At 44.1% G+C, this 23,977-nt stretch carries 18 protein-coding genes; 7 read left to right on the top strand and 11 right to left on the bottom strand.

Annotated elements, in window-relative coordinates; translation table 11 throughout:
* Both DC487_RS03585 and DC487_RS03580 read right to left on the bottom strand, forming a co-directional pair.
* Positions 1–612 (bottom strand): TlpA family protein disulfide reductase, encoded by a 612-nt coding sequence (locus DC487_RS03585; protein ID WP_239016311.1) that lies wholly within the window; start codon positions 610–612, stop codon positions 1–3.
* Positions 613–620: 8 nt separating this feature from the next.
* A complete protein-coding gene (locus tag DC487_RS03580; protein ID WP_116774559.1) occupies positions 621–1,364 on the bottom strand; it encodes an RluA family pseudouridine synthase in 744 nt (247 codons plus the stop codon).
* Positions 1,365–1,478: 114 nt separating this feature from the next.
* On the opposite strand from DC487_RS03580, the gene panB reads away from it, so the two are divergent.
* Genes panB through DC487_RS03550 form a run of 6 tightly spaced genes read left to right on the top strand, consistent with a single transcriptional unit; the run spans position 1,479 to position 6,579 of the window.
* On the top strand, positions 1,479–2,294 hold the full coding sequence (gene panB, locus DC487_RS03575) for a 3-methyl-2-oxobutanoate hydroxymethyltransferase (protein ID WP_116774558.1): 816 nt from the start codon (positions 1,479–1,481) through the stop codon (positions 2,292–2,294).
* Between the two features lie 6 nt (positions 2,295–2,300).
* Positions 2,301–2,900 carry a hypothetical protein gene (locus DC487_RS03570; protein ID WP_116774557.1) on the top strand — a complete coding sequence of 200 codons (600 nt, stop codon included), beginning with the start codon at positions 2,301–2,303 and terminating at the stop codon, positions 2,898–2,900.
* 8 nt (positions 2,901–2,908) lie between these two features.
* The gene (gene pxpB / locus DC487_RS03565) at positions 2,909–3,667 is read left to right on the top strand and encodes a 5-oxoprolinase subunit PxpB (RefSeq protein WP_116774556.1); all 759 of its coding nucleotides are present in this window, start codon (positions 2,909–2,911) and stop codon (positions 3,665–3,667) included.
* Complete coding sequence (locus DC487_RS03560; RefSeq protein WP_116774555.1) at positions 3,648–4,646, top strand: 5-oxoprolinase subunit C family protein; 999 nt, start codon at positions 3,648–3,650, stop codon at positions 4,644–4,646. The genes pxpB and DC487_RS03560 overlap by 20 nt, the downstream gene beginning before the upstream one ends.
* Positions 4,643–5,407 carry a 5-oxoprolinase subunit PxpA gene (locus DC487_RS03555; protein WP_116774554.1) on the top strand — a complete coding sequence of 255 codons (765 nt, stop codon included), beginning with the start codon at positions 4,643–4,645 and terminating at the stop codon, positions 5,405–5,407. Before DC487_RS03560 ends, DC487_RS03555 begins: the two co-directional genes overlap by 4 nt.
* Positions 5,404–6,579, top strand: a complete 1,176-nt coding sequence (locus DC487_RS03550; RefSeq protein ID WP_239016310.1) for an NRAMP family divalent metal transporter — start codon at positions 5,404–5,406, stop codon at positions 6,577–6,579. The genes DC487_RS03555 and DC487_RS03550 overlap by 4 nt, the downstream gene beginning before the upstream one ends.
* A gap of 27 nt (positions 6,580–6,606) precedes the next feature.
* On the opposite strand, the gene DC487_RS03545 is transcribed toward DC487_RS03550, so the two are convergent.
* From DC487_RS03545 to DC487_RS03515, 7 genes are all read right to left on the bottom strand, one after another.
* Positions 6,607–7,203, bottom strand: coding sequence for a TetR/AcrR family transcriptional regulator (locus DC487_RS03545; protein ID WP_116774553.1), 597 nt, complete (start codon positions 7,201–7,203; stop codon positions 6,607–6,609).
* 135 nt (positions 7,204–7,338) lie between these two features.
* A complete protein-coding gene (locus DC487_RS03540; protein WP_116774552.1) occupies positions 7,339–9,174 on the bottom strand; it encodes a glycoside hydrolase family 2 protein in 1,836 nt (611 codons plus the stop codon).
* A gap of 69 nt (positions 9,175–9,243) precedes the next feature.
* Positions 9,244–10,659: a Gfo/Idh/MocA family oxidoreductase gene (locus DC487_RS03535; RefSeq protein ID WP_116774551.1), complete on the bottom strand. Its 1,416-nt coding sequence runs from the start codon at positions 10,657–10,659 to the stop codon at positions 9,244–9,246.
* 25 nt (positions 10,660–10,684) lie between these two features.
* The gene (locus tag DC487_RS03530) at positions 10,685–12,097 is read right to left on the bottom strand and encodes a 3-keto-disaccharide hydrolase (protein WP_394341833.1); all 1,413 of its coding nucleotides are present in this window, start codon (positions 12,095–12,097) and stop codon (positions 10,685–10,687) included.
* A gap of 48 nt (positions 12,098–12,145) precedes the next feature.
* On the bottom strand, positions 12,146–13,426 hold the full coding sequence (locus DC487_RS03525) for a Gfo/Idh/MocA family protein (RefSeq protein WP_116774550.1): 1,281 nt from the start codon (positions 13,424–13,426) through the stop codon (positions 12,146–12,148).
* Between the two features lie 372 nt (positions 13,427–13,798).
* Positions 13,799–14,824: a glycoside hydrolase family 43 protein gene (locus DC487_RS03520; RefSeq protein ID WP_116774549.1), complete on the bottom strand. Its 1,026-nt coding sequence runs from the start codon at positions 14,822–14,824 to the stop codon at positions 13,799–13,801.
* Between the two features lie 34 nt (positions 14,825–14,858).
* Positions 14,859–15,956: a glycoside hydrolase family 43 protein gene (locus DC487_RS03515; RefSeq protein ID WP_116774548.1), complete on the bottom strand. Its 1,098-nt coding sequence runs from the start codon at positions 15,954–15,956 to the stop codon at positions 14,859–14,861.
* 293 nt (positions 15,957–16,249) lie between these two features.
* Here DC487_RS03515 and DC487_RS03510 point away from each other — a divergent pair, with 293 nt between their 5' ends.
* Positions 16,250–19,348 carry a ligand-binding sensor domain-containing protein gene (locus DC487_RS03510; RefSeq protein WP_165799008.1) on the top strand — a complete coding sequence of 1,033 codons (3,099 nt, stop codon included), beginning with the start codon at positions 16,250–16,252 and terminating at the stop codon, positions 19,346–19,348.
* A 54-nt stretch (positions 19,349–19,402) separates the two neighbouring features.
* Here DC487_RS03510 and DC487_RS03505 read toward each other — a convergent pair whose 3' ends face one another.
* Positions 19,403–23,050: an ABC transporter permease/M1 family aminopeptidase gene (locus DC487_RS03505; protein WP_116774546.1), complete on the bottom strand. Its 3,648-nt coding sequence runs from the start codon at positions 23,048–23,050 to the stop codon at positions 19,403–19,405.
* Positions 23,043–23,927 (bottom strand): ABC transporter ATP-binding protein, encoded by an 885-nt coding sequence (locus tag DC487_RS03500; RefSeq protein ID WP_116774545.1) that lies wholly within the window; start codon positions 23,925–23,927, stop codon positions 23,043–23,045. Before DC487_RS03500 ends, DC487_RS03505 begins: the two co-directional genes overlap by 8 nt.
* Positions 23,928–23,977: the final 50 nt, after the last annotated feature.

The raw sequence follows: 23,977 nt of genomic DNA, 5'->3' as shown, positions 1-23,977 counted from the left end.
CTATTTGGACGCTAATTTCTTTAAATAATCAACAAACTCGGGATCACTGTAATCGGCCATTCCCTTGTGGGTAAATACGCGCTGACCGTGCTTATCCAATACCACTGTCGCAGGTATAGCGCCACTCATCCATGTGGTCGGAATTTCACTCTGTGGTACAAAAACGGGCAAATCTAGCTTCTGCTTTTTCAAAAACTCCTGTGCGACATCCATATCGCCTTCAACCTCTACCAACATAAATACGATATCATCCTGCTGACCAATTTGCGAAATCAGCTTTTGAATCGAAGGCATTTCGGCCACGCATGGACCACACCAAGTAGCCCAGAAATTGATAAATACCACCTTGCCTTTAAGGTCAGCCGTGCGAATAGACTTTCCGTCTACATCGGTTAAAGTTACACCTTCGTTGGCATCGGCCAGTTCCGAACTATGTTCGTCAATTGGGGTAGAAGCATTTTCTACCTTCGGTTTGAACAAGCCAATTTTCATCAGCCCCTGCTGCAACACCGCTCGGCTGGCTGGCCAAAACATCAACAAAATGAGTACGACAAGTACACCGTAAATTATTTTACTTGCTATTGAAAATCGTGGCTTATTATCCTTCATCATATTCGTTTTTAGAGGTCAAATTTCTCCAACTGCTTCAACAAAGTAGCGAAATCTTTTGGATACTCTGCCTCGAAGGCATAATCTTTCCCTTCGATAGAAAATGCAACCGTTCTTGAATGTAGCGCGAAGCGCTTCATAATCGGTTGCTCCTCTTGGCTTTTGGACATGGTAAAGCCACGTTTTTTGATCTGCGAAAGATATACCGGCTTGCCTTTATACATGGCATCGCCTACGATGGATGCACGCTGCGTGGCTAAGTGGATGCGAATCTGGTGCATACGACCGGTAATTGGCCGACATTCTACCAAAGTATAATGTTTAAAGTATTGAATGCTTTTGAAAAATGTCTCTGCCCGCTTTCCATTTGCCCGATCAATGGATACATTTTTATTTCCTTGATTCAAGATCGGAAGATCGACTAGCAAATCATCAAACGTATGTGTGCCTTCAATGATGGCGTGATAAACTTTCTTTACACGACGGCGTTCAAACTCGATGGATACTGCGCGATAAGTCTCTGGATTTTTGGCGATTAATAACACACCGGAAGTGTCTTTATCTAAGCGATGACAAACCTGCGCATCCTCGTGATAGCGCTTAGCTAATCGCAAAATATTGATTTCATCTCCCTCCCGTTGATCCAGTGAAGATACAAAGGGCGGCTTATTGATGACGATGAGATTCTCATCTTCATGGATAATCAGATCCTCAAATTTTGGAAATTTAAAAAGACGTGCGTCGGCTTGTATCATGCGGCAAAAATACAAATAAGCAGAGACTTTTAGATTATCTTCCCAAAATACCTACTTTTGCTTGTAACACAAGGCTGGTCTACGACTTGCTTCAATCACAAAACACAACACCACATGTCAGTCCATAACGTTATAAAAAGAGTTACTACATCGAGTCTACAAAGCATGAAGCAACGCCAAGAGAAAATCAGTATGCTTACCGCATACGATTATTCGATGGCACGCGTATTGGATGAGGCAGGATTAGATATTTTGCTAATTGGTGATTCGGCAGCTAATGTCTTTGCAGGCTACGAAACGACTCTACCGATTACGCTTGATCAGATGATCTATCACGCTGCTTCGGTGGCGCGTGCCGCAAAACGGGCCATGGTTGTGGCCGATCTTCCTTTTGGTACGTATCAAGGATCTGTAAATGACGCGTATAATGCCGCCGTCCGCATGATGAAAGAATCTGGAGCACATGCCTTGAAACTGGAAGGCGGTGTAGAAGTGATCGACAATATTCGCAAGATTGTGCAATCGGGTATTCCGGTTTGCGGGCATTTGGGATTGACGCCGCAATCTATTTACCAATTTGGTGACTTTGGTGTGCGCGCGAAAGAAGAGGCCGAAGCAGAGAAATTGAAATCCGACGCTCTCCTATTGCAGGAAGCTGGATGTTTTGCGGTCGTATTAGAAAAAATCCCAGCCCAATTGGCGGCAGAAGTTTCACAATCTCTTACCATTCCAACCATCGGCATCGGCGCTGGTAATGGTTGTGATGGGCAAGTGTTGGTGGTAAATGATTTATTAGGCTTGACGAAGGATTTTAAGCCGAAATTTCTTCGTAGATACCTAGATTTGTATAGCGACATCTCCAAAGCTGCTTCGCAGTATGTAGACGATGTGAAATCGGGCAGCTACCCGAACGAATCTGAACAATACTAACGTGTTATGCTAAAAATCCTGTTTATCGGCGCTCTTTTGGGCATCTTACTGTACTTCAGTTTTCGTAGGCTTAAGCGCAGTTTTAACTCCGCTTCGGCGAGAAAAAATAGACCGGGTTACATTGCTCTAGAAGCAGATTCAGCAGATACAAAACGGGCTATTCGCTCAACAGCGGTGACGGTAGGCACTGGCGGAATCTTACTGCTCATTATCCTATTGCTAGGATTAAAGATCAAGATCCTGCTTATATTGCTACCTATTGCACTTTATTTGGTTGCACAAATTTTCTTACTGGCCAACCAAATGAATACGATTCGCAAACGCAAGGTATGGTTCAATCCGCAAACCTCAGACTTATGGATTGAAGATGCCGCACAAGGTAATTATTCCGTGAATATATATCGCGATATCACGGCCGTAAGATCAGTGGGCGCTATTCAGCAAAATCGGGATGTTTTCTTCGGCTATCATGAATTAATTACCAGTCAGGGATCTATCCGCCTTCCATCACTCTTGAGTGAAAATCGGCAAAACAACTTTTTCTTTGATACGTTGCGTGATGGCTTCGATATTAAACCGCATCGATCACTATTTCCTTTACTATAATATTGACTATGGCCGATTTATCTCTTAACGCGAACCAATCCCTTCGTTATTATGCATTAGGAGAACAAGCCATTACGGTAGTTTTCGCCGATCACATCGATCCTGATATCTCGCACAAAATACGACAAGCGGAAATAGTATTGAGTAATCATCCGTTCCCAGGGATGCTCACGACAGTGGCTGCGTATACCACACTGTCTATTTATTATGATCCATTTATGCTAAAATCGCATCAAACTATAAATGCTAAAGATATACAGGAATGGATTTTCGGCTATTTTGTTTCTTTAATGGATCGCGTAAACGTAGACATGCAAGCCACAGCCGATATACTATTTATTCCCGTTTGTTACGGTGGAGAATATGGCCCAGATCTAGATAGTGTCGCTGCGCATACTGGACTCAACTCCGAGGAAGTTATAGCGCAACATACCTCCCAAACCTATTTGGTGTATATGATGGGCTTTATGCCTGGTTTTCCATATCTGGGCGGTCTCGATCCACAATTGGCTACGCCACGAAAAACAACACCGAGAAACTTGGTGCCAGAGGGATCAGTTGGCATTGCGGGTGAACAAACCGGCGTATATCCATTAGACAGTCCGGGAGGTTGGCAATTAATCGGGCGCACGCCATTACGACTTTTTGACCCGAAAAGCGAGAAACCAATTTTGCTGCAAAGCGGACAACAGGTTCGTTTCGAACGGCTGGAGCACAGCCTTTTCGAAACGTATCAAAACGATCATTATGGAAATAAAACTTCATAAACCCGGACCATTTAGCACCATTCAGGATCTGGGTCGCTTAGACTTCCTATCCTCTGGTGTACCTAAATCAGGCGCGATGGACAGCTTATCAGCTCGACTTGCTAACGCCGCATTGGCGAATACAGACGAAGTCGCCGTCATCGAGTTCACCTACGCTCAGGCAGATATCGAAATATGTTCAGACATGCTGTTGGCCTATTCTGGGAAAGGTGCTGTTTTCTTGGATGAAGAGCGAACTATTCTTCCTGCAAACCGACCATTGGCACTAAAAAAAGGCACGCGATTGAAATTAGTTCCTGACGGAATAGGTTGTCGAACGTATTTGGCGGCTCCTGGTGGATGGGATGTTCCTTTGATCATGCGAAGTCGAAGCACGTACTTACCAGCCAAAATCGGCGGCGTGGATGGACGCCTGCTGCAGACAAACGACATCCTGCGCGCCACTAACTGGGAAGATAAACATGAGCGTCTTTTTGATTATTTGCATCACAGCAAACGCACGCATCCGCAATGGGCGGTCAAACCGATGTGGCAGGCAACATCGAATACGCAAGTAATTCGGTTTTTGCGCGGGCCAGAAGCCGAGTGGTTTAGCGAAGAAAGTTTGCTGCAATTGAGGTCCTCTACCTTTGAAGTAGATCGCAATAGCAATCGAATGGGGTATGTTTTACGAGGAAATCCCTTTCAAAAAATAAAAGATCAAGAAATGTTGTCGACTGCCGTGTTGCCGGGCACGATACAAGTACCGGGAAATGGCCAGCCGATTGTTTTAATGGCCGATTGCCAGACAACAGGTGGATATCCGCGTATCGCGCAAATAGCAGCCGTGGATCTACCGCGCTGCGGACAGTTGAAACCGGGCGATCGCATTTGCTTTCAAGAAATTTCGCTCCGAGAGGCCGAAAATTTATATCTTGAACAAGAACGCCATTACCAACAGATGAAACTTTCTATTGATCTTAAATATGATATAACATGAGGTACACCATAGACATCAATTGTGATCTTGGTGAAACACCAGGCACTCAAGTAAACGTGCTTGATGAAGCCTTGTTAGATTTGGTTTCTTCAGCAAATATCGCTTGCGGATTCCATGCCGGCGATGCGATGCGAATGGAAACAACCATTGCGGCAGCAGCACAAAGAGGGGTAGCTATTGGTGCGCATCCGGGATTTGACGACAAGGATAACTTTGGTCGTATTCCCCAGCCTATCACTCCGAAAGAAACTTATCAGCTGGTGTTATATCAACTGGGTGCTTTATCTGGTTTTGTGCACGTTGCGGGTGCAAAGATGCAACACGTAAAACTCCACGGCGCGCTATACAATATGGTGGCACAAGATCGATTGCTATCAGAAGCTATCGTAGACGTTATTTGGGACTTTGATCCATCGTTGAAATTATACGCTTTGGCAGGTAGTGTGACGGTCGATGTGGCGAAAGCGCGTGGACTTCGCGTCGTACAAGAAGGTTTTGCCGACCGACGCTATCAATCGGATGGTACGTTGGTATCACGCCAAGATCCGCTGGCCTTGATTACGGATCGAAAAGAGGCGTTGGAACAATCCATCCTCATGGTGAAGAAACAGGCTGTACGAAGCATTGACCAGCAATTGGTAGCTCGAGAGATTGAAACGATTTGTATACATGGCGATGGGGAGCATGCGCTTTCGTTCGCACAGGATCTGCGCCATCATCTCGAGCAAGAGAACATACACATTATCGCGCCTGTATTATGAAAAAATCGAACTGGGGCGCGCTGCTGAGCGCGGCTTTTCTGATGGCGATCTCGGCGATCGGACCAGGGTTTCTGACCCAAACTGCTTTATTTACTTCGCAGCTTGGTGCTAGTTTTGGATTTATAATTCTAGCTTCTATCATTGTTGACATCGTCGCACAAATGAATATTTGGCGTATAGTCGCGGTGAGTGGTACGCCAGCACAGGATATCGCCAATAAATTGTTACCTGGGTTAGGCTACGGATTGGCGACCATGGTGGCCTTGGGCGGAATGGCCTTTAACATTGGAAATCTGGCCGGTGCCGGACTCGGATTGCAGGTATTATTTGGGATGGACGTGACACATGGTGCAATCTGTAGTGCCGTAATTGCAATTGGAATTTTTCTGTACAAGGAAGCTAGCCGTGCGATGGATTTTTTCGTCAAAATCCTTGGTGTGATGATGATTTTCCTGATGCTCTATATTGCATTCAAGAGCAACCCACCATTACTCGAAGCAGCAGCACGCACGATATCTCCAAAGCAATTTAGTTTTACCGCACTGGTCACCATCATCGGAGGGACAGTTGGTGGTTACATCACTTTTGCAGGCGCACATCGGCTGCTGGACAAAGGTATTCGCGGTGTGGAGAATCTACCAACAGTAGATCGTGGTGCGATCAGTGCCATCGGTATTGCCTCTGTCATGCGCATTCTCTTATTCATAGCGGCCTTGGGTGTCGTGTCAGCTGGTTATCTGATCGATCCGGCGAATCCACCCGCTTCGGTGTTTCGATGGGCTGGCGGAGAAGTAGGCTACAAAATATTTGGATTGGTGATGTGGGCAGCAGCTATTACTTCGGTCATCGGCTCGGCATACACATCGATCACCTTTATAAAAAGTTTTCACATACGAATCCAGGCTCACGATCGATTCGTAACCGTGGGCTTTATCCTCGTTTCTTGCCTACTCTACGGATTTATTGGCAATCCGGTGCAAACTTTGGTCGTTGTAGGCGCTATAAATGGGTTTATTCTTCCCTTAGCACTTGCTGTTATGCTGATCGCAGCACATCAAACAACCATCGTGGGCTCGTATCGTCAACCTTTTTGGTTAACTACTTCGGGAACTATCATCGCGTTAATCATGACTTACATGGGCGTACAGACCCTATTCGAACTGCTAACCTAATCTCACTTACTAAAGCGCTAGAATAAACTACACCATTTGCTTGACATCGATCAGCAGCTTGTCTAACACATTTAAGAGGTGTTTGCGTTGTTGTTCGTCGTTAAAGTTCATACCAAAGAAAGGTTTATCATTATGATGCGAATACGCAGACAAATAATGTATGCCTCCCAATAAGAGTGCAAAGACGGCTTGCATATCTGTATCGCCTTCCGTATCCTGCCCAAAACCATTTAATTTTTGGCTCATTTTTGCATCCCTCTCTTCACGCGGAGCGGCATATTCCTTTAACGCCGGCATTTTAGCAGAGAGTTCCCACACCAGTAGTTGCTTGAGTAATGGATTCTCAAACAGCGTCTGCATTCGTTGCTTCAGATAGCTGGTCAGCTCTTGTTCTTCTTCGGGTTCTACCGATTCTTCTTTAAACTGCACACTTTCAAGTCTTAGAAATTGAGCTACCATGTTGGAAAAACTTTCAAAATGGTAGTATAATAGCTTACGGTCTATACCACTGTAGCTACTAACGTATGCAACATTAACTTTACCCCACCCTTCCTCTATCAGAATGTCGTGGATTCCTTTTAGCATTTTAGCTTTTGTAATGGTTGATCTTTTTCGTTTCATCATATTAAAGAGAAATTAGCCCTCTATTTAAATAAAATTTAAAATCTGCGGACGCTTAACTTTTTGGAGGATATGAACGAAAAAAGTCCCTCAGATGGTCATCTGAGGGACTTGTAAAATAGCAATTGCAATCAATAATTATTGATTGTAAAGTACGCTGTGCATTTTCTTCAAGGTATTTTCCGGAATTTTGATCACTTTTCTATCATAAGTCATCAAACCATTGGTCTCTACCTCCACATCTGTTGTCTGCGTATAGACCGCCGCGGATAATCCGCGTGGAATCAATTTCGAAAGATCAGTGACTGCTTTTTGGTAACGATCAGTTAATTCTTCTTTATTTTTGAACGACACATAACCCCAGTTGTCTTTATTTTGCCAAGTATGTCCATCTATCGGTAAGCCAAAACCTCCGAACTCACCCAAAGCTAAGATGAACTTGTCGCCAAATAATCTTGGATCTGGCATCGCTGCATCCGGATAATTGTGTATGTCTAAGATATGACCAACGTACGCAAAGTTACCACCGCTGGCGCTATTCACTAAACGCGAAGGATCGTGTTCCATTGTCCACTTGGTGATCTCTTCCGTCTTAAACTGACCCCACGCTTCGTTGAATGGAACCCAGATTACGATACTTGGAAAGTTGTGTAGGTGATCCATAATGCTTTTCCACTCTTTGCGATGAATCGCTTCCGACTCAGGCGTACGATCTTTATCGTGTTGCCCGTTGGAAACTTTACCGGGTTGCATATCCCATACATTACCACCCAAATCGCCACTTGGCATATCTTGCCATACCAAGATCCCCAAACTATCACAGTGTCTGTACCAACGTGCTGGCTCAACTTTGATGTGCTTCCGTATCATGTTGAAGCCCATCTCTTTCGTTTTGATAACATCAAACTTCAAGGCCTCGTCGGAAGGTGCCGTATGCAATCCATCTGGCCACCAACCTTGATCTAGCGGACCATAATGGAAGACAAATTTATCGTTTAGATACATCCGTTGAATCCCTTTGTCATCGGCTTTCATGCTGATCTTACGCATAGCAAAATAACTTTTGGCCTGATCTACTACTTTACCTCCACGCAGCACCTTCACCTGTAGATCGTACAATTTTGGATTGTCTGGACTCCACAACGTTACATTGCTTAAAGGAAGCTCAATCGTAGCCGAAGCGGCAGCTGTCGCCTCGGCGATTTTTTTACCACCGTCAAATGCTTCCACCACCAGTTGATCACCAGATTGTACAGCTTCAACGTTGGCGGACACCGATAAGGTGGATTTATCGACATTCGGGGTTTGCTTGGTTGCTACGATGTAGGTAGTAGGAACTGATTCTACCCACACTGTTTGCCAAATACCCGATACCGGTGTGTACCAGATACCGTGCGGATTATTGATTTGCTTGCCACGTGGCTGTGGCCCGTCACTGGTCGGATCCCAAACGCGGATTACGACTTCTTGTTTTTCACCTTTTTTTAGTGCTTTGCTGATATCCATAGAGAATGGATCAAATCCGCCCTCGTGCTGGCCAATGTGTTGGCCGTTGACATAGACATCACAACGCCAGTCTACCGCGCCAAAATGCAGTAAGGTTTTCCCTTTTTGCCAGCGTGTCGGTACGCTAATTTCATTTTTGTACCAAAGTGCCTGATCTTTATTCAAAGAACGACCCACGCCAGATAGCGCCGATTCTACCGCAAAAGGCACTAAGATATCACCATCCCATTGTGTTGGTGCAGCTGACACACCTTGCTCCACAATCGCGTATTTCCACAGACCATTAAGGTTTTTCCAATTGTCTTTTCTTTCCAGTTGCGGCCGCGGATATTCGGGATGTGGCTGTTGATGATTTAGATTTTCGCCCCAGGTGGTCATAATCTTGTCTCCTGCCGGCTTCCATTCTTGCGCATGGGCCGAAGCAAAGCCGACCGCTACCACACAAGCTAAAATGCGTAGTTTGTTCATTATAGATGTTTTTCTGATGTATGTGTTAGATGCTGTAATCTATTTTTCCTAGTTTATTTCTAACGATGATTATACCTTGTAGAATTGCTCCCATCCTTTCGCTGGTGGTGGGCCGATCAGTAAGGCATTCGCAAATTTGTCGTTCGTAATTTCTTTTCGCACCGGATCAAAGTCCATCTTCGTATTGAGTCTTTGCGCGATAACGCCCAAGCAGAACACCTGACTCAGTGGACCAGCAATATCAAACGGAGAGCGCGACTTTTCATCACCTTTACACGCTTTCAAGAAGTTGGCAAAGTGATTGGATGGCGACGCTGGCACCTCAGGTAAACGACGCTCCATTTCCTGTGCTTTTCCTTCCGGAATGATCGACAAAGTACTACCGTGTGATCCTCCCTTGAAGGTTAAGTCTTTACCGTAAATAATCTTGCCTGGATTGAGCTTTGCTGGTTCGATTGCTCCCGTACTTGGCGGCGGTATATTCGGATCTAATCCCGAAACGCCGTAGCCCTCCGGAATTGGTGGCAGGTTATCGATCCCATCGTACCAATTAATATCCAACTTTGGCATATTTTTACGCTTAGGAAAGCTGAATTTCAGTGTGGAAGACATCGGAAAAAAGAAAGAATTATGTCCATCTAACGAAACAGCCTCTACACGCGTTGGCAAACCTAGAGCTAGGAACTCATGTGCGGTATCTAGAATATGTGCGCCCCAATCGCCTAATGCGCCCATGCCAAAATCAAACCAACAGCGCCATTGCCCATTCACAAAGTCTTTGTTGTAATCGTGACCCCAAGTTTGCATTTGCCAGATCTCCCAGTCTAAAGTACTCGGAATGGTTTCCGGCATCGGAAATCGCTTGATATTTGGATCCCAACCGTGCCAGCGGCGCGGCATATTCATATGAGCGTCAATGCGTGTGACATCTTTGATGATTCCGGCTTCTTTCCACGCTTTAAACTGGAAATAATTCGCTTCGGAATGTCCTTGATTACCCATTTGAGTGACCACGTTACCGTGCTTCTTCGCCTTTAGCATCATCAGTTCTACTTCGTTGAATGTCTGCGCCATCGGCTTTTCGACATACACATGTTTCCCTTGATCTATCGCTAGCATGGTGACTGCAAAATGAGCAAAGTCTGGCGTACCAATGGATACCGCATCAAACTCACTTCCAGCTTCGTCGAACAGCCGTCTGAAATCCTGAAACTTGCGCGCATTGGGAAACATCTTTAGGATTTCCTGCGTTTGCTTCGCTCCCATATCGACATCGCATACCGCGACTACATTACACAATCCCGTTTTATAGAGTTCTTTAATGATTTCGGCAGCACGATTGCCAATGCCCACGCAGGCTAGATTCACCCGTTCGTTGGCTGATGCCAATTTTACGTTACCTAAAACACTGTTGGAAAGCAGCATAGCGCCACCAGCCATTGCTGTGCGAGAAATAAAGCTCCTGCGCGATAAATAATGATTCATAGTTCGTTTATTTTAAGGTGCAGGATTATTTACGTTTATTAATCTTGATGTTGCGGAAGGATACTTCATCACCATGATCTTGTAGTAAAATATGTCCTTCTTTGGCTTCGCCAAAGTTTACCCAATCCTTGTATTTACTTTTGGCTACTAGATCTTTAAATTCTGCTGAGCCGCGCTGGTAACTTACCATCTTAACGCCATTCAAATAGTGTGTTACGTTGTTGTTCGCATCCACTACCACACGTCCGCGGTTCCACTCTCCTACTGGTCGGCGAGCACGATCATCGCGTTTTGAAGTGATCAAGTCATAAAGTGAGGCCAAGGTACGATTGCCATCGCGTCCCATCTTAGCATCTGGATGAAGCTTGTCATCCAATACTTGAAACTCCAGGCCGATGGCCGAACCTACGGTTTGCTCTTTCAACGTCACGAAATATTTTACGCCACTGTTTGCTCCCGGCGTCAGTTTGAATTCAAAAGAAAGGTCGAATACCGCATATTTATCGCGTGTAATGATATCCCCACCGTTGGTCGATTCGCCACCATCTGATTTTTGAACTTTAATGATGCCATCCCCTACTTTCCAACCATGAGCTGGGAAGTTTTGATCACGCACACTGCGCCATTGATCCGCTGAGTTTCCATCGAACAATAGACTCCAGCCGGCTTTTTTCTCCGCAGCGCTCAGGTTGTTTGGCTTTAGGTTGACGATGTGCTGATCCTTCGCAAAAGAAGAAGCTTTCAAGTTCTCCGTCTGTATCCGAATGTTTTTAAAATACACCTTCTTGCCGTCTTGATCATCTGTAATGCTATGTACTTGCAATCCGATAAATCCTTTTTGATCCAAAGTATCTACCACATAGGCCACGGGCACACCATTTACCCAAGTACGCAGCTCATCGCCAATAGCTTCGATGCGCAAATGATTGTATTCATTTCTTTTGTATGCCGATTTGGCTTTTTCATTAAGATCTAATGGATACAACCAACCCCGCCGCGCTTCGTCGTAGATACCGCCTGTCCAAGCTCGATCACTGGGATCAACTTCTACTTGTCTACCATACACACGACCTCTACCACCATCGGCCTGCATATCAATATGGCTGCGTGTTTGCACGCCAGAATTGGTTTGATCGCCTTCTAACTTGATATCTAATTCTAGAATGAAGTCACCATATTCCTGCTCTGTAATCAGAAAAGAATTGGGTGTGCCTTTGGTCATCGTGCCGACAATCTCTCCATTTACTACGTTGTACGGCGCTTTGCCACCTACTGCTTTCCAACCTTGCAAGGTTTGTCCGTCGAACAGATCTTTCCAACCACGCTTTTGCGCGAAGCTATCGGCCGGTAGGCCAATCATCAAAGCGGCTCCGGCTAACGCCATCACCTTACACCAAGATGGCATCCTTCTTCCTATTATCGTTTTTGTCATCATCATTAGCATTTATTTGGTTATTCTTTTTATTTCTAATTTACTGTACCTCAATTATTTTGGCATTTTGTATCCATTATGATACTGCGCGGCTAGGTATCTGTTCGCGCGCTTATCCGTAAACTGATGCTTATTTTTGTCCCAATACAACTTCTTCCCAGTGCGGTACGCAATATTGCCTAATTGTGCAAAGATCGCAATGTGCGCGCCGGCTTCGATAGGCGCATTCAATAGCTCTGGGCGCTGCTGCAGGATCGCATCGACAAAATTGACCATGTGCTTATCCAATCCATCGTCAACCGACTTTTGTAATGTGACAGCTGCCATACGATCCCCTTCGGGAATGACTTCCCAGCCGCCGCGATTGAGCACCAATGTACCGTTATTGCCAATGAAAGCCACGCCGTGATCGCGATTATACGGCCCGCCACTAATGCCGATAGCGTGTTCCCACTGGATATTGAAATCTTCAAACTCGTACACAGCCGTCAAGGTGTCTGGCGTTTCAGATGCACCATCTGGCGCTGCAAACTTGCCGCCTGCTGCCATCACCGATACAGGATCTGACACTTGCATACCCAACAATGCATAATCTAGCATGTGCACGCCCCAGTCGGTCATCAATCCGCCAGCATAATCCCAAAACCAACGAAATTCGAAATGAAAACGATTGGGATTGAAAGGTCTTTTTTGTGCTGGACCAAGCCACTTATCATAATCGACATTCACCGGCGCAACTGTATCTGGTTTTTTCGTGATCGGAGTTTTCCAACCGACGTATGACCAAGCTTTTACCTGTCGAATCTTCCCCAGCTTGCCAGAATGCACAAAATCAATCGCATCTTTGAAGTGTTGTTGGCTGCGCTGCCACTGACCTACTTGTACGATTGCCCGATGAGATTGAGCGGTAGCCACCATTACCTCACATTCAGCAATAGAGTTACCAATTGGTTTTTCTACATACACATGTTTCCCAGCGCGCACGGCATCCACCATCTGTAGGCAATGCCAATGATCTGGCGTACCAATAATCACGGCATCAATATTGGGATCTTGTAGCAATTCTTTATAATCGCTGTATGTCTTGACGGTGATATTTCGGGCTTTGAGTTCATCAACGCGTTTAGCAAGCACGTCTTTATCTACATCGCAAAGTGCGGTACACTGTACTCTGTTATCCTTGAGAATGGCTTGCAAATTGGACCAACCCATGCCATGTATCCCTATCGCGCCAACACGAATCGAATTGGCCGAAATGGATCTAGCGAAAGCGCCCCAACTCATGGCAGAGGCTGCTAACAGCGCTGTACTCGTAATAAATTTTTTCCTGTCCATTCGGTTAGATGCTTATCTGCACGGAAAGCTTCACGTTTATTTTTTTAATGATCTCACGAAATTCAATCATAAAAATCCCCTAGCGAGTTTCGCTAGACCTCATGATTCGTTAAATTGATCGTCTATAATGGTATCAAAGAATTCTAATGAAAAAACGTTGCAAACAGTTTATTCATAGACTGATAATACCGAAGCTAGCTATTTTCTGGTAGAAAATCCACTAAAAAGTACGATATCGTTGTAGGTGTGTTATCCAAAAACCGACCATATCGAAGCTATTCATTTTATGGGGACAAAGCTTACCATATTGTATCAAAACCTCATCAAATCGTATCACGCTCTGCATCATGGATAGTATAGCACTTGATAGGACTAATTCTCTACCATCAAAAACCGTATGTCGCTACCTGAAAAGACCGGCACTTTGACGCCATCTTCATTTTCGGTCTCCCATTCGAAAGGGACGATCGCCGTACGACGCGGGCCAACGGCCGTCGTCGAATTATGTGTATGACAGACGTAAAGCCATTGATTATTTGCTCGGAATACATCCCCGTGTCCTGTACCTGGCCAATTGGTATGATCCACACTGAGCAAGGCTTCGTTTCCGACTTTAATCCACGGTCCGGTAGGTTGATCAGCCACTGCCATTCCTACAGCGTAGTAGGGATTTCGAAAATCATTCGCGGAGTAAAAGAGGTAATATTTATCATCGCGTTTGATAACAGTTGGCCCTTCGGCCACCGGCCAAGAGACGTTGTCGGTGTTTTCCCAAGGCAGCGAGGCGTCTAGGATTTCGACCAATGTACCTGCTTTGATTGATCCATAATCATCATTCAGCTCTGCTACAAAAATACGATTGCCGTTTTGCAGCTTTACATGATACAGATACTTCCTACCATCTTCATCCTGATAGATGAATGGATCGATCTGCTTACCTTCGGTAATGATAGGTACTTGCTGTTGCTGCGTGAATGGGCCTAACGGCGATGCACTTTGTGCAATGGCAATGTTTTCGTTCGCGGTGTACGCCATGTAATAGGTATTGCCTTCTTTCCACACTTGCGGTGCCCAAAAACCTTTGTCACCAAAAACATCATCTTTAACGAGTGCAAATCCATTGTTTACGCCTACTGACCCTTCCCAATCGGTAAGGTTAGTCGATCGATACACACGAAATCCATGATCGGGTTGAGCGCCATCCGTACCGTAAAGATAATAGACACCATTATCTTCAAAGATGGTTGGGTCGGCTGCAAAAATAGAAACCGAATCTACCAATTCCTTCGTGCTCATCATCTCTGCCTCGCTACTAAAGCTACAGGAAATGAATGCAAAAGACGCCATCAAAGAACTTAACCACATAAAAAAGGAGTAAAAGGACAAACTAAATTTCATAACTAATCAAGTTTTATGAAAGGATACTGTTTTATTAATCTTCTAAGTTTACAGTGGGACCATCGACACGAAGATTGCCACTTTCATCGATCACCAGACGATCTATAAATGCTAAGCGTTGATCACCGGTTTTGCTTGTGCGACCGTGGTATACGCACCAAGTCGTACCACTGCGATCCGTTACCAAACTATTGTGTCCCGTTCCGGTTACCACACCACCTTCGGCGGTATTCTTTTGTAGAATGGGATTATTAGGCGATTTTTCAAAAGGCCCTAGAGGATGCGTAGAGGTGGCATATCCTACAGCATAATTTTCACCGCCAAAATAGTTTGCGGAGTACATCATATAATAGGTTTGTCCTTCTTTGAAGATATAAGATCCCTCTGTCCATCGGCGATTGACTTCACCACTAGTCACCGAACGACTTTCCCACTCAGACTGCTTATCGGCCATATCCACTGGTGGACGCAGCAATAGCACCGGCTCTCCAACGACACGTGAAAAATCCGCGGCCAACTCTACGCCATAAATCCAGCTCTCTTCCACCGAATCAAACATTCCTTTCTCCTTCGCCCATTCCGAAATCTCGGAATCTACTGCATGCTTATAACAGCATCTGGAGTAGTACATGTACACCTTACCATTATCTGCAAAATATAGGTTGGCATCGATGATCGGATATCCTGGATCGAAGATCGGGCCCGACGAACGGTCTATAAATGGCCCTAACGGGCTGTCTGCTTCGGCTACGCCGATTCTAAAATTTTCCAGCTCGTTGTTGGGATTATCTTTCCAATCGGCACTGTAGAATAAGTAATATTTTCCCTTATGCTCGTATACCTCTGGTGCCCAAAAATCTTTGACGCCCCAAGCATGCTCTTGCTCGTTGCTGTATACTGTACCTTCTTTTTTCCAAGATGTCATATCGTCCGAAACATATACAACAAATCCATTCTCCACTCCACCAGTTCCATACATATAGTAGCGATCCGAAGCCTTATCGTATAGAACATAAGGATCGCCAAACGGCACATCTAAAGGATTACTAGGCTGCACCGACTCCGATGTCGTTCGGTTGCAAGCAGCAAGGCTGATGAACAAGCCAATGAAATAAAATAAATGTTGCTTCATGTGTTTGTATAAGGTTTTGTGTTGATGTCACTATTGTGGACTTAGAAAGCACCACTCAATTGGTAATGATGATCGGTGTAGATTGAATAGGATCCAACACCTTTTGATACATCGTGTTATCTTATTTTTGTTTATAATTGCAGGTAAACTTAATGTAAATTTCTCGTATCTACCTATCGCAAAGTTGTGGAATAATCATGTCAAAAATTTGCCGTTTTAGCTCAAAAACGTTTAAAATCGTCTCACAGATACCAAGTCGAATCAGGCTGTGTATTACCTTGCTCACCTTTTTTGTGAATACAAGTGCTGCTATTGCTCAGATTTATTTCAACAATTTTCAGGTTGCCAATGGGCTCTCTAACAATGCTGTACTATGCAGTGCGCAGGATCAGGATGGATTTCTTTGGCTTGGCACGCGGCATGGGCTAAATCGTTTTGATGGTTATAATTTCAAAACCTATTTTGCCAATCCCAACAGCGATACAGGCTTAGGTAGCAATTTTATCCATAGTCTTTGTGTAGCTGATAATAAAGAAATCTGGGTAGGTACCGATCAAGGTTTGTATATTTTCGACCCCTATCGGCAAACCTTTTCTTTATTGTCTGAAACACTGACCAAAGAGATCATACAAATTCAGAAAGATCGCATTGGTGATATGTGGTTTATCGCCAACAATGAATTGTTTCATTATAGTGTAAAACAACGAAAGCTAACGTGTAAGGTAAGTCATATACAGGATCATATCTCGCATTTTTGCATAGATCGACTCAATAAAATATGGTATGGCGCTGACGCAAACATCGTATCGCTACAAAGTAAGAAACGATACGCGTTGGAAACTAACCAAAATTGGAACAACCGCATCGAAAAGCTATTCGTAGATGATGAAAACGACATCTGGGTAGGCACATCCAAAAGTGGTGTCTATCGTTGGTCGTCGGCAAATCAAAAGACAACGCATGTAATCCCGAACATACAGACTAATACGCCGCTTTTCGTCAGAGATATTATCGAAGTCGATCAGGATCAGCTATGGATCGCTACCGAGATGGGATTAGTAATTTACGATAAACAAAAAGATACCTATTCCATCCAAAGACACGAAAAAGACAACCCTTGGAGTCTGAGCGATAATGCTTTGTACACCATCACGAAGGATCACCAACAGGGCGTCTGGATTGGTACGTTCTTCGGCGGATTGAATTACTACCACCGGCAACACAATTTTTTCGAGAAAATATTTCCGCGCTATTCGACGAACTCGATCCAAGGACACGCCACCAGAGAGGTCGTAGAAGATCGATACCATAATATCTGGATCGGAACAGAAGATGAAGGTTTGACCTGTTGGTCTCCCAAAAGCAATGTTTTCCAAACCTTAGGTCCTTCTTCTGGGCTTTCGCATAGCAACGTGCATGGTTTGGCCTTGGTTGGTGATAGTTTGTTAGTCGGTACTTTTTATAAAGGCATGGATGTGGTCGATGTTCGCAGCAAGCGTGTTATCAAATCGTTCACGGTAGCATCTACTCAAGGTGCTTTAGGTGATGATTTTGTGTATTCCATTTATCGAACGCGAGATGAACACGTGCTGTTAGCCACTTCCAAAGGTTTGTATAACTTCACGCCGGGAACAGACCGTATTGAGTACGTCCAACATGCGCCCAAGCATGTATTTTACACATCCATTTTTGAAGACAAACAGGGATTTCTTTGGCTCACGACCTGGCGAAACGGTATTATCAAACTGGATCGAGCGAAGGGCAAAATGGAACGTTACTGGCACGATCCAAAAGACAAGAATTCACTGAACAGCAACCGGGCTAATCGCGTATTTCAAGATCATGCAGGACAGATCTGGATCGCTACCGAAAGCGGCATCGCACTTTGGCGCGAAAAAGAAAATAATTTTGAGCGCATCACCACCAGAAATGGCCTTCCAAGCAATATGATTTTAGGTTTTGAGCAAGATGTGCTGCACAATATGTGGATCAGTACCTCACAAGGCTTGGTAAAAATGGAGTATAACAAGCGCGGCATAGAAACCTTTGATACCGAATTGGGCATTTTAGATCTACAATTCAATTACAATTCTGCTTACAAAGACTCACAGGGATTTCTTTACTTTGGATCTACTAAAGGCATGATTCGCTTCAATCCCCAAGGCTTAAGCGCGTTGTATCGCACTAATATGGTGACCCCGATTTATATCACGGGCATACAATCTCATCAGCGCGAGCTCATTATTGGTGGTGCACCAGGTGATCTCACTAGATCAATTACCTACACCGACGCGATTACTTTAGATCATGACGAATCCACCATCAGCATTGATTTTGCTGCACTCAATTATGTATCTGCACAATCTACGTCCTATCGTTATCGATTACTTGGGCTAGATTCGGCTTGGACTTTTTTACGGAAAAATAATAAAGCCAACTTCACCAAAATTCCGCCCGGTCGGTATACCTTTCAGGTATTAGCGTGTGATGCCAACGGCTTGCCAATTTCCAAAGAAAAACAACTGCAAATCACCATCAGACCACCTTTTTGGGCAAGTATACCCGCCTTCGTGTTTTATGGCGTGTTTATCCTTAGCGTTATTAGTTTAGCTATTTACTTTTACGACCGCGATGTACGAGAGAAAAACAGACACCGATTGCAGACGATCAAAACGCATAAAGAGCGTGAACTATACCGAGCAAAAATGGACTTTTTTATGCGCGTTACGCACGAAATCAAAACACCGCTAACGCTAATTAAAGCACCATTAGAAAAAATCACGACGCTACCTCATGATGAAAAAACGAACAAATGGCTAAATACCATTCAGATCAACACAGATAGATTAATCTCTCTAACCGAGCAATTACTCGATTTCCGTAAAGTAGAGAGTGACGAAGTCTCATTGCACCTGAAAAAACAACCTATCGCCCCACTCATAAGATTGTGCGTACAAGAATTTGAGCCTATTATCGAAAATAGATCCTTGGAAGTCACGCTGCATCTGCAAGAATCGTTAGAAGCCTTTATTGATGTAGAAGTTATCTATAAAATCGTCAACAATCTTATGTCTAATGCGGTGAAGTACGCCGACAATCTAATCATCATAACTTTACAAGAAGAGCCTCATACCGGGACGTTTGCTTGTACCATAGAGAATGATGGGATTAAGCTCCAAAGCGCGGATGTATCCGAAATCTTTAAGCCATTTCACCGCTCGAGCCAACATTATCAGGTCGCTGGCTCTGGATTGGGCTTGGCACTGGCGTATTCCTTCACGAATCTACATAGTGGCGAACTGCTTTATCAAGACAATGGCTCGCTGCATAATATATTCGTTATGCGCATACCTATGGATGCTCGAAAATCTACCGAAAAACCTAATGCATAAAAAAAGACCTCGTGGCCTTTGGCCATCGAGGTCTTAACAACAGATAAAATTAAACTATATCTTCTTCCGATTATCATTAGAATCGGTATCAATCAATTTATTATTCGGATCTACGCCTACTTCTAGCGGCTTGCTATCTACTATGATTTGCATCTCATTATTGATCTGATCGATCCTGATCCGTTTCATATAGATTGGATTCTCCACATCGTGCTTACCGGCTTTTTTGGGCTCTCCGAAGACGGCAATATCGACATAATCCAATAGCGGCAGAGACTTCACTTCGGCACCATCTACTTTGGTTTTTATGCCCGTGCCCGCAGCGTCTTCAAAGCTTTTTTTACCCTTTGCATCGGTACGATATTTCGATACTTGAAATGCTATATCGACCTCATATTTTCCATTGGCCAATTCCTTAGAACTTATATTAGTAATCTTATTATCGTACAAGGTGATTGTTTCATACATATCTCGTACGGCATATTGTAGCGAATCAGGTACGCGTTCTTTCAGCAGATCCACAAATTCTAACGAGGTGGTATACGGTGGATATTGAAATGCCACGGCATCAATGTAATCACTCAATAGCGCATTAAAGGCCTTCTCGCCCATGAGATCACTTAGGGCATACATCGCTAGGGAACCTTTATTATAGTGAATATAAGCCTGATTTTCGTTGAACATCAATGGATTTTCGCCCAGTTGCTCTGTTGCGCGACCGCGCAAGTAATTATCCAACGCTTCTTTTAGAAAACGGCGCATTTGATGCTTACCATACGTTTCTTCCAACACTTTCAGCGAACTGTATTCTGCCAATGACTCCGACATCATGGTCGCACCTTTTACACCCGCACCGATGACTTGATGCGCCCACCATTGGTGTGCAAATTCATGTGCAATGACGCTATACGGATAATCGATCCCATTCGGATTATCTTCATCTACCTTGGCAATAAAACCGATCGCTTCCGAAAATGGCACTGTATTGGCAAATGCTTGCGCGAATGTGCCATGTGTTTTTGGAAACTCGATCACACGCAATTGTGTAAACTGATATGGACTAAAGTTGGCTTCGTAATATTCCAGCGATTTCTTCATCGAAGCCATCATCCGTGCGAGATTGTAGGTATGATCTCGGTGATAATAGATCTCCAAATTCACATCATTCAATGAATCACGCATGACCTCAAAACGAGCAGAGATGATCGAATAAAAATTCAACATTTTATTATCCATCTGATAGTGGAAATACCGTCTACCATCTTCTCCGATCCATTCTTTTTGCAAATAACCTGGTGCGATGGCAATCTGATCGGGCGAGGTGCTCACCGTCGCCTCGAAATCGATCCAATCGGCGTCGTGTGAGATATAATTATTACCCAATGCTGCTTCATCCGTTGGATCAGGCATGCGATCTTTAGGCGGCAGTCCGTACTTCGCTCTCACTTTGTTGTCGGTAAGTTCCATTCTTGGATCATAGGCGAATGTGGGAAACATACTACTATTCAAAAATGTTCCGTTGGACAAGATGGGTGATTTATCTTTTAAAAATGTGTTCGGCTCATTGGCAAATGAGAATTCCATCTCCATTGTATCCAATGGCTGCAATGGTCGTGCTAACGCATAAATACGAATGTCGGCGATTGTATCGTTGATCACCGTACTGTTTTCAATAGAAAAACTTTCCGAAATAATATTGTCGCTGTGCGACATAAAAAGCGTATCAATAGCTTCATTGGTCTTATTCACATAACGCATACGGATAGCCGCGGTATAATCACGTTCTTCGGGAAAGATCGCCATATCTAACTTTACGTCAATCAGCCGCGGTGCAGCCTTATCGGCATAGTGCCCATAAGTCTTCTCGATATTTACGGATGTTTTTTCTCTGTCTTGATCGGAAATGTAAGGATTCGCCACATTATTGTGGTAGTAGATCGCATATCCCAAACCCAGAAATGCCATGGCCGCTAATGCCGTAGGCATGATCAGGCTTGCTGTGGCGCGCTGCCGCAATGTGTTGAGTCGTCCTTTTAGATTGCCCATCAGTCCGCGACGCCAAAACAGCAACGCAAGACCGGCCAACATTACTGCAAACAGAAACCAATACAAGCGGTAGTAGAAGTATTCCCGTAAGCTACCGTAGCCATTCATATCTGAATACTCATAGCTCGGCGCTATATTGAATTTAAAAATAGCTTGCTCAATCCCGATTTTAGAAAGAAAGGGAAGACCTATGAATAGGATCAGACACACTATGAATCCGACAAAATAATTCTTGAAAAACGAATGTATAAAGAGCGCAAAGAGTATGTAAACCATGTATTTTGGAAGATCCAACACAAAAAGTTCCATCAGATAATGGCCGACCTCAAAATGATAAAATCCCTGATACGCTTGATATCCGATACCCGTCAGCATACTGATAAATAGAATCAACATGGTCATCTGTACTAAAGCAAGTGCCTTGGAGAGGAACAGTGCCCAATTCGGAATAGCTGTTGAATCTACCAAAAGATCCATTTTGGCCATGCGCGCGCGCTGAATCAAGATCCCCGCAAAAAGGAAAACCAGAATAACAATAAAGAAGCTATATACCGACCCGATCGTGGAAAGCAACTTCCAAGTCACCGGATACGTTTCTGTCCCCATCAAACTGCCCACAGATTCAGTTACAATTAGCACCATCAGTACAGCAATCACCATGATAACGATGAAAGTCCAATTGCGCACAATTGCCTTCAGATCGTACCACGATAAGCGGAATGCTACTGCTAATCGACTCCAAAAACCATAAAATAAACCCACTTTTGGTAAATCGATCCTCATGACGCTGCCAAAGTTTTCCTTGACCATGCGCGTGCCATCCTTACGTCTCGTAATCTGATGACCGAGATGTGAGAAGTTAAATGCACGGTAGACTATTGTGCCAATGACAGCAGCTACGCCAAGCCAAATCAATCGATTGTATAGCAGTACGCCAGATATCGGTAGAAAACGGGTATTCTGTTCCTCGACACTCCAATACTTAGAATAGTAACTGATTGGATTAAAACCAAATGGATCCAGTAATGCTACGGTATACAGATTATCCATATTCCGAGTCATGTTGTCTAGTACCGTTTGCAATACAAAAAGTAGCAGGACAAAGATAAATCCGACGTAAATATTTCGCGAGTAATTAACGACAGCGAATACCATCAAGCCAAACAATACCATGTTTGGTATGATGAGCACGGAAAAAGCCTGTAGATAAGCCAATATATTATTGGGACCCAAAAGATCCTTATTTACATTAGGCATGTATTGGCCCACAAAGAAACCCAACATACAGGCTACCGGAATTAGCAAGGTAATGAGTAAGCTACTCAAGAACTTGGCTCCCAGATAAGCTGACTTCGTCAGTGGATAAGAGAACATCACCTGATGCACCTGATACTGATAATCCCGGAAAACCGACGCTCCAATAATAGTAGGCAACAAAAAATATACTAACGTAGAAAATGCGTTGAGAAAACCGGCAATATTGATCGGAGAATTGACATAAGTTGGACTTGACGTCGTAACGGTAACGCCGTCGAACGCACCTAGGGAAGACATCGTGGAGAATACCGATATAGCGAAAAACAAAACGCAGTACACGTAAAAAACCGGATTGCGCAACCAACGCGTGATCTCGAAATTAAATATGGTACTAAACATGTTGGTTATCTCCTTTTAATGATACAAAATATACGTCTTCCAAGATCGGCTTTGCACCTACAAACTGTTCCCCTGGATTTTGCTCGGAAAACACCCGAATATTGAGCGAATTGTCGCGATTATAACTGGAAGAAATGACATTGTATTGGCTATTGACCGCATCAAAATCTGTTCGATCAATGTTACTTGTCCAGATCTTACCTTGCAATTCGTCTTCACCCGCTTGAGAACTTCCTCGGTATAGCACTTTTCCGCCATTCACGATGGCCAGTTCGTGGCACAATTCGCGCACATCATCCACGATATGCGTCGAAAAAATAACCGTATGACTAGTACCAATCTCGCGCAGTACATTGAGGAAGCGTTGTCTCTCGGCCGGATCTAAGCCTGCTGTTGGCTCATCAACGATAATTAGTTTTGGATCGTTGAGCAATAATTGTGCAATGCCAAAGCGTTGTTTCATACCACCGGAGTAACCGCTTACGTTTTTGGATTTCACCTGATATAGGTTAGTGATCTCCAACACTTTTTGCACGATCTTCCTACGATCAGCTCGGCCAGTAATGCCCTTTAAGTGTGCAAAGTAATCCAACAGATCTTCGGCCGACATATTAGGATAAACGCCAAATTCCTGCGGAAGATAGCCTAGTACACGACGTAATTGCATGGGATCTTTCAATACATCAATATCACCAAATGAAATATCGCCGGTATCAGGACGCTGCAACGTGGCGATGGTACGCATCAAGGTAGATTTTCCAGCTCCATTTGGCCCAAGTAATCCAAACATGCCCGGCTTGATATGCAAGTTTATACCATCGAGCGCCTTGACGCCATTTTCATATGTTTTATTCAGATTATTGATTAATAAATCCATGGTGTTAGTTTTTTTTATATTAGTAGCACGTTGAAACTCTTTGTTACAAA

Origin of the sequence: Sphingobacterium corticibacter (assembly GCF_003076635.1) — a bacterium.
Taxonomy (GTDB): Bacteria; Bacteroidota; Bacteroidia; order Sphingobacteriales; family Sphingobacteriaceae; genus Sphingobacterium; species Sphingobacterium corticibacter.
The sequence above is the reverse complement of the archived record's forward strand: the minus strand, read 5'-3'. Positions and strand labels throughout refer to the sequence as shown.

Bases quoted from the DNA above. Each gene is read 5' to 3' on its own strand.
- DC487_RS03535 (WP_116774551.1), bottom strand. From the start codon at position 10,659: ATGAATCATTATTTATCGCGCAGGAGCTTTATTTCTCGCACAGCAATG.
- DC487_RS03560 (WP_116774555.1), top strand. From the start codon at position 3,648: ATGGAAATAAAACTTCATAAACCCGGACCATTTAGCACCATTCAGGAT.
- DC487_RS03550 (WP_239016310.1), top strand. From the start codon at position 5,404: ATGAAAAAATCGAACTGGGGCGCGCTGCTGAGCGCGGCTTTTCTGATG.
- panB (WP_116774558.1), top strand. From the start codon at position 1,479: ATGTCAGTCCATAACGTTATAAAAAGAGTTACTACATCGAGTCTACAA.
- DC487_RS03525 (WP_116774550.1), bottom strand. From the start codon at position 13,426: ATGGACAGGAAAAAATTTATTACGAGTACAGCGCTGTTAGCAGCCTCT.
- DC487_RS03585 (WP_239016311.1), bottom strand. From the start codon at position 612: ATGATGAAGGATAATAAGCCACGATTTTCAATAGCAAGTAAAATAATT.
- DC487_RS03505 (WP_116774546.1), bottom strand. From the start codon at position 23,050: ATGTTTAGTACCATATTTAATTTCGAGATCACGCGTTGGTTGCGCAAT.
- DC487_RS03545 (WP_116774553.1), bottom strand. From the start codon at position 7,203: ATGATGAAACGAAAAAGATCAACCATTACAAAAGCTAAAATGCTAAAA.
- DC487_RS03570 (WP_116774557.1), top strand. From the start codon at position 2,301: ATGCTAAAAATCCTGTTTATCGGCGCTCTTTTGGGCATCTTACTGTAC.
- pxpB (WP_116774556.1), top strand. From the start codon at position 2,909: ATGGCCGATTTATCTCTTAACGCGAACCAATCCCTTCGTTATTATGCA.
- DC487_RS03515 (WP_116774548.1), bottom strand. From the start codon at position 15,956: ATGAAGCAACATTTATTTTATTTCATTGGCTTGTTCATCAGCCTTGCT.
- DC487_RS03555 (WP_116774554.1), top strand. From the start codon at position 4,643: ATGAGGTACACCATAGACATCAATTGTGATCTTGGTGAAACACCAGGC.
- DC487_RS03580 (WP_116774559.1), bottom strand. From the start codon at position 1,364: ATGATACAAGCCGACGCACGTCTTTTTAAATTTCCAAAATTTGAGGAT.
- DC487_RS03530 (WP_394341833.1), bottom strand. From the start codon at position 12,097: ATGATGATGACAAAAACGATAATAGGAAGAAGGATGCCATCTTGGTGT.
- DC487_RS03500 (WP_116774545.1), bottom strand. From the start codon at position 23,927: ATGGATTTATTAATCAATAATCTGAATAAAACATATGAAAATGGCGTC.
- DC487_RS03540 (WP_116774552.1), bottom strand. From the start codon at position 9,174: ATGAACAAACTACGCATTTTAGCTTGTGTGGTAGCGGTCGGCTTTGCT.
- DC487_RS03520 (WP_116774549.1), bottom strand. From the start codon at position 14,824: ATGAAATTTAGTTTGTCCTTTTACTCCTTTTTTATGTGGTTAAGTTCT.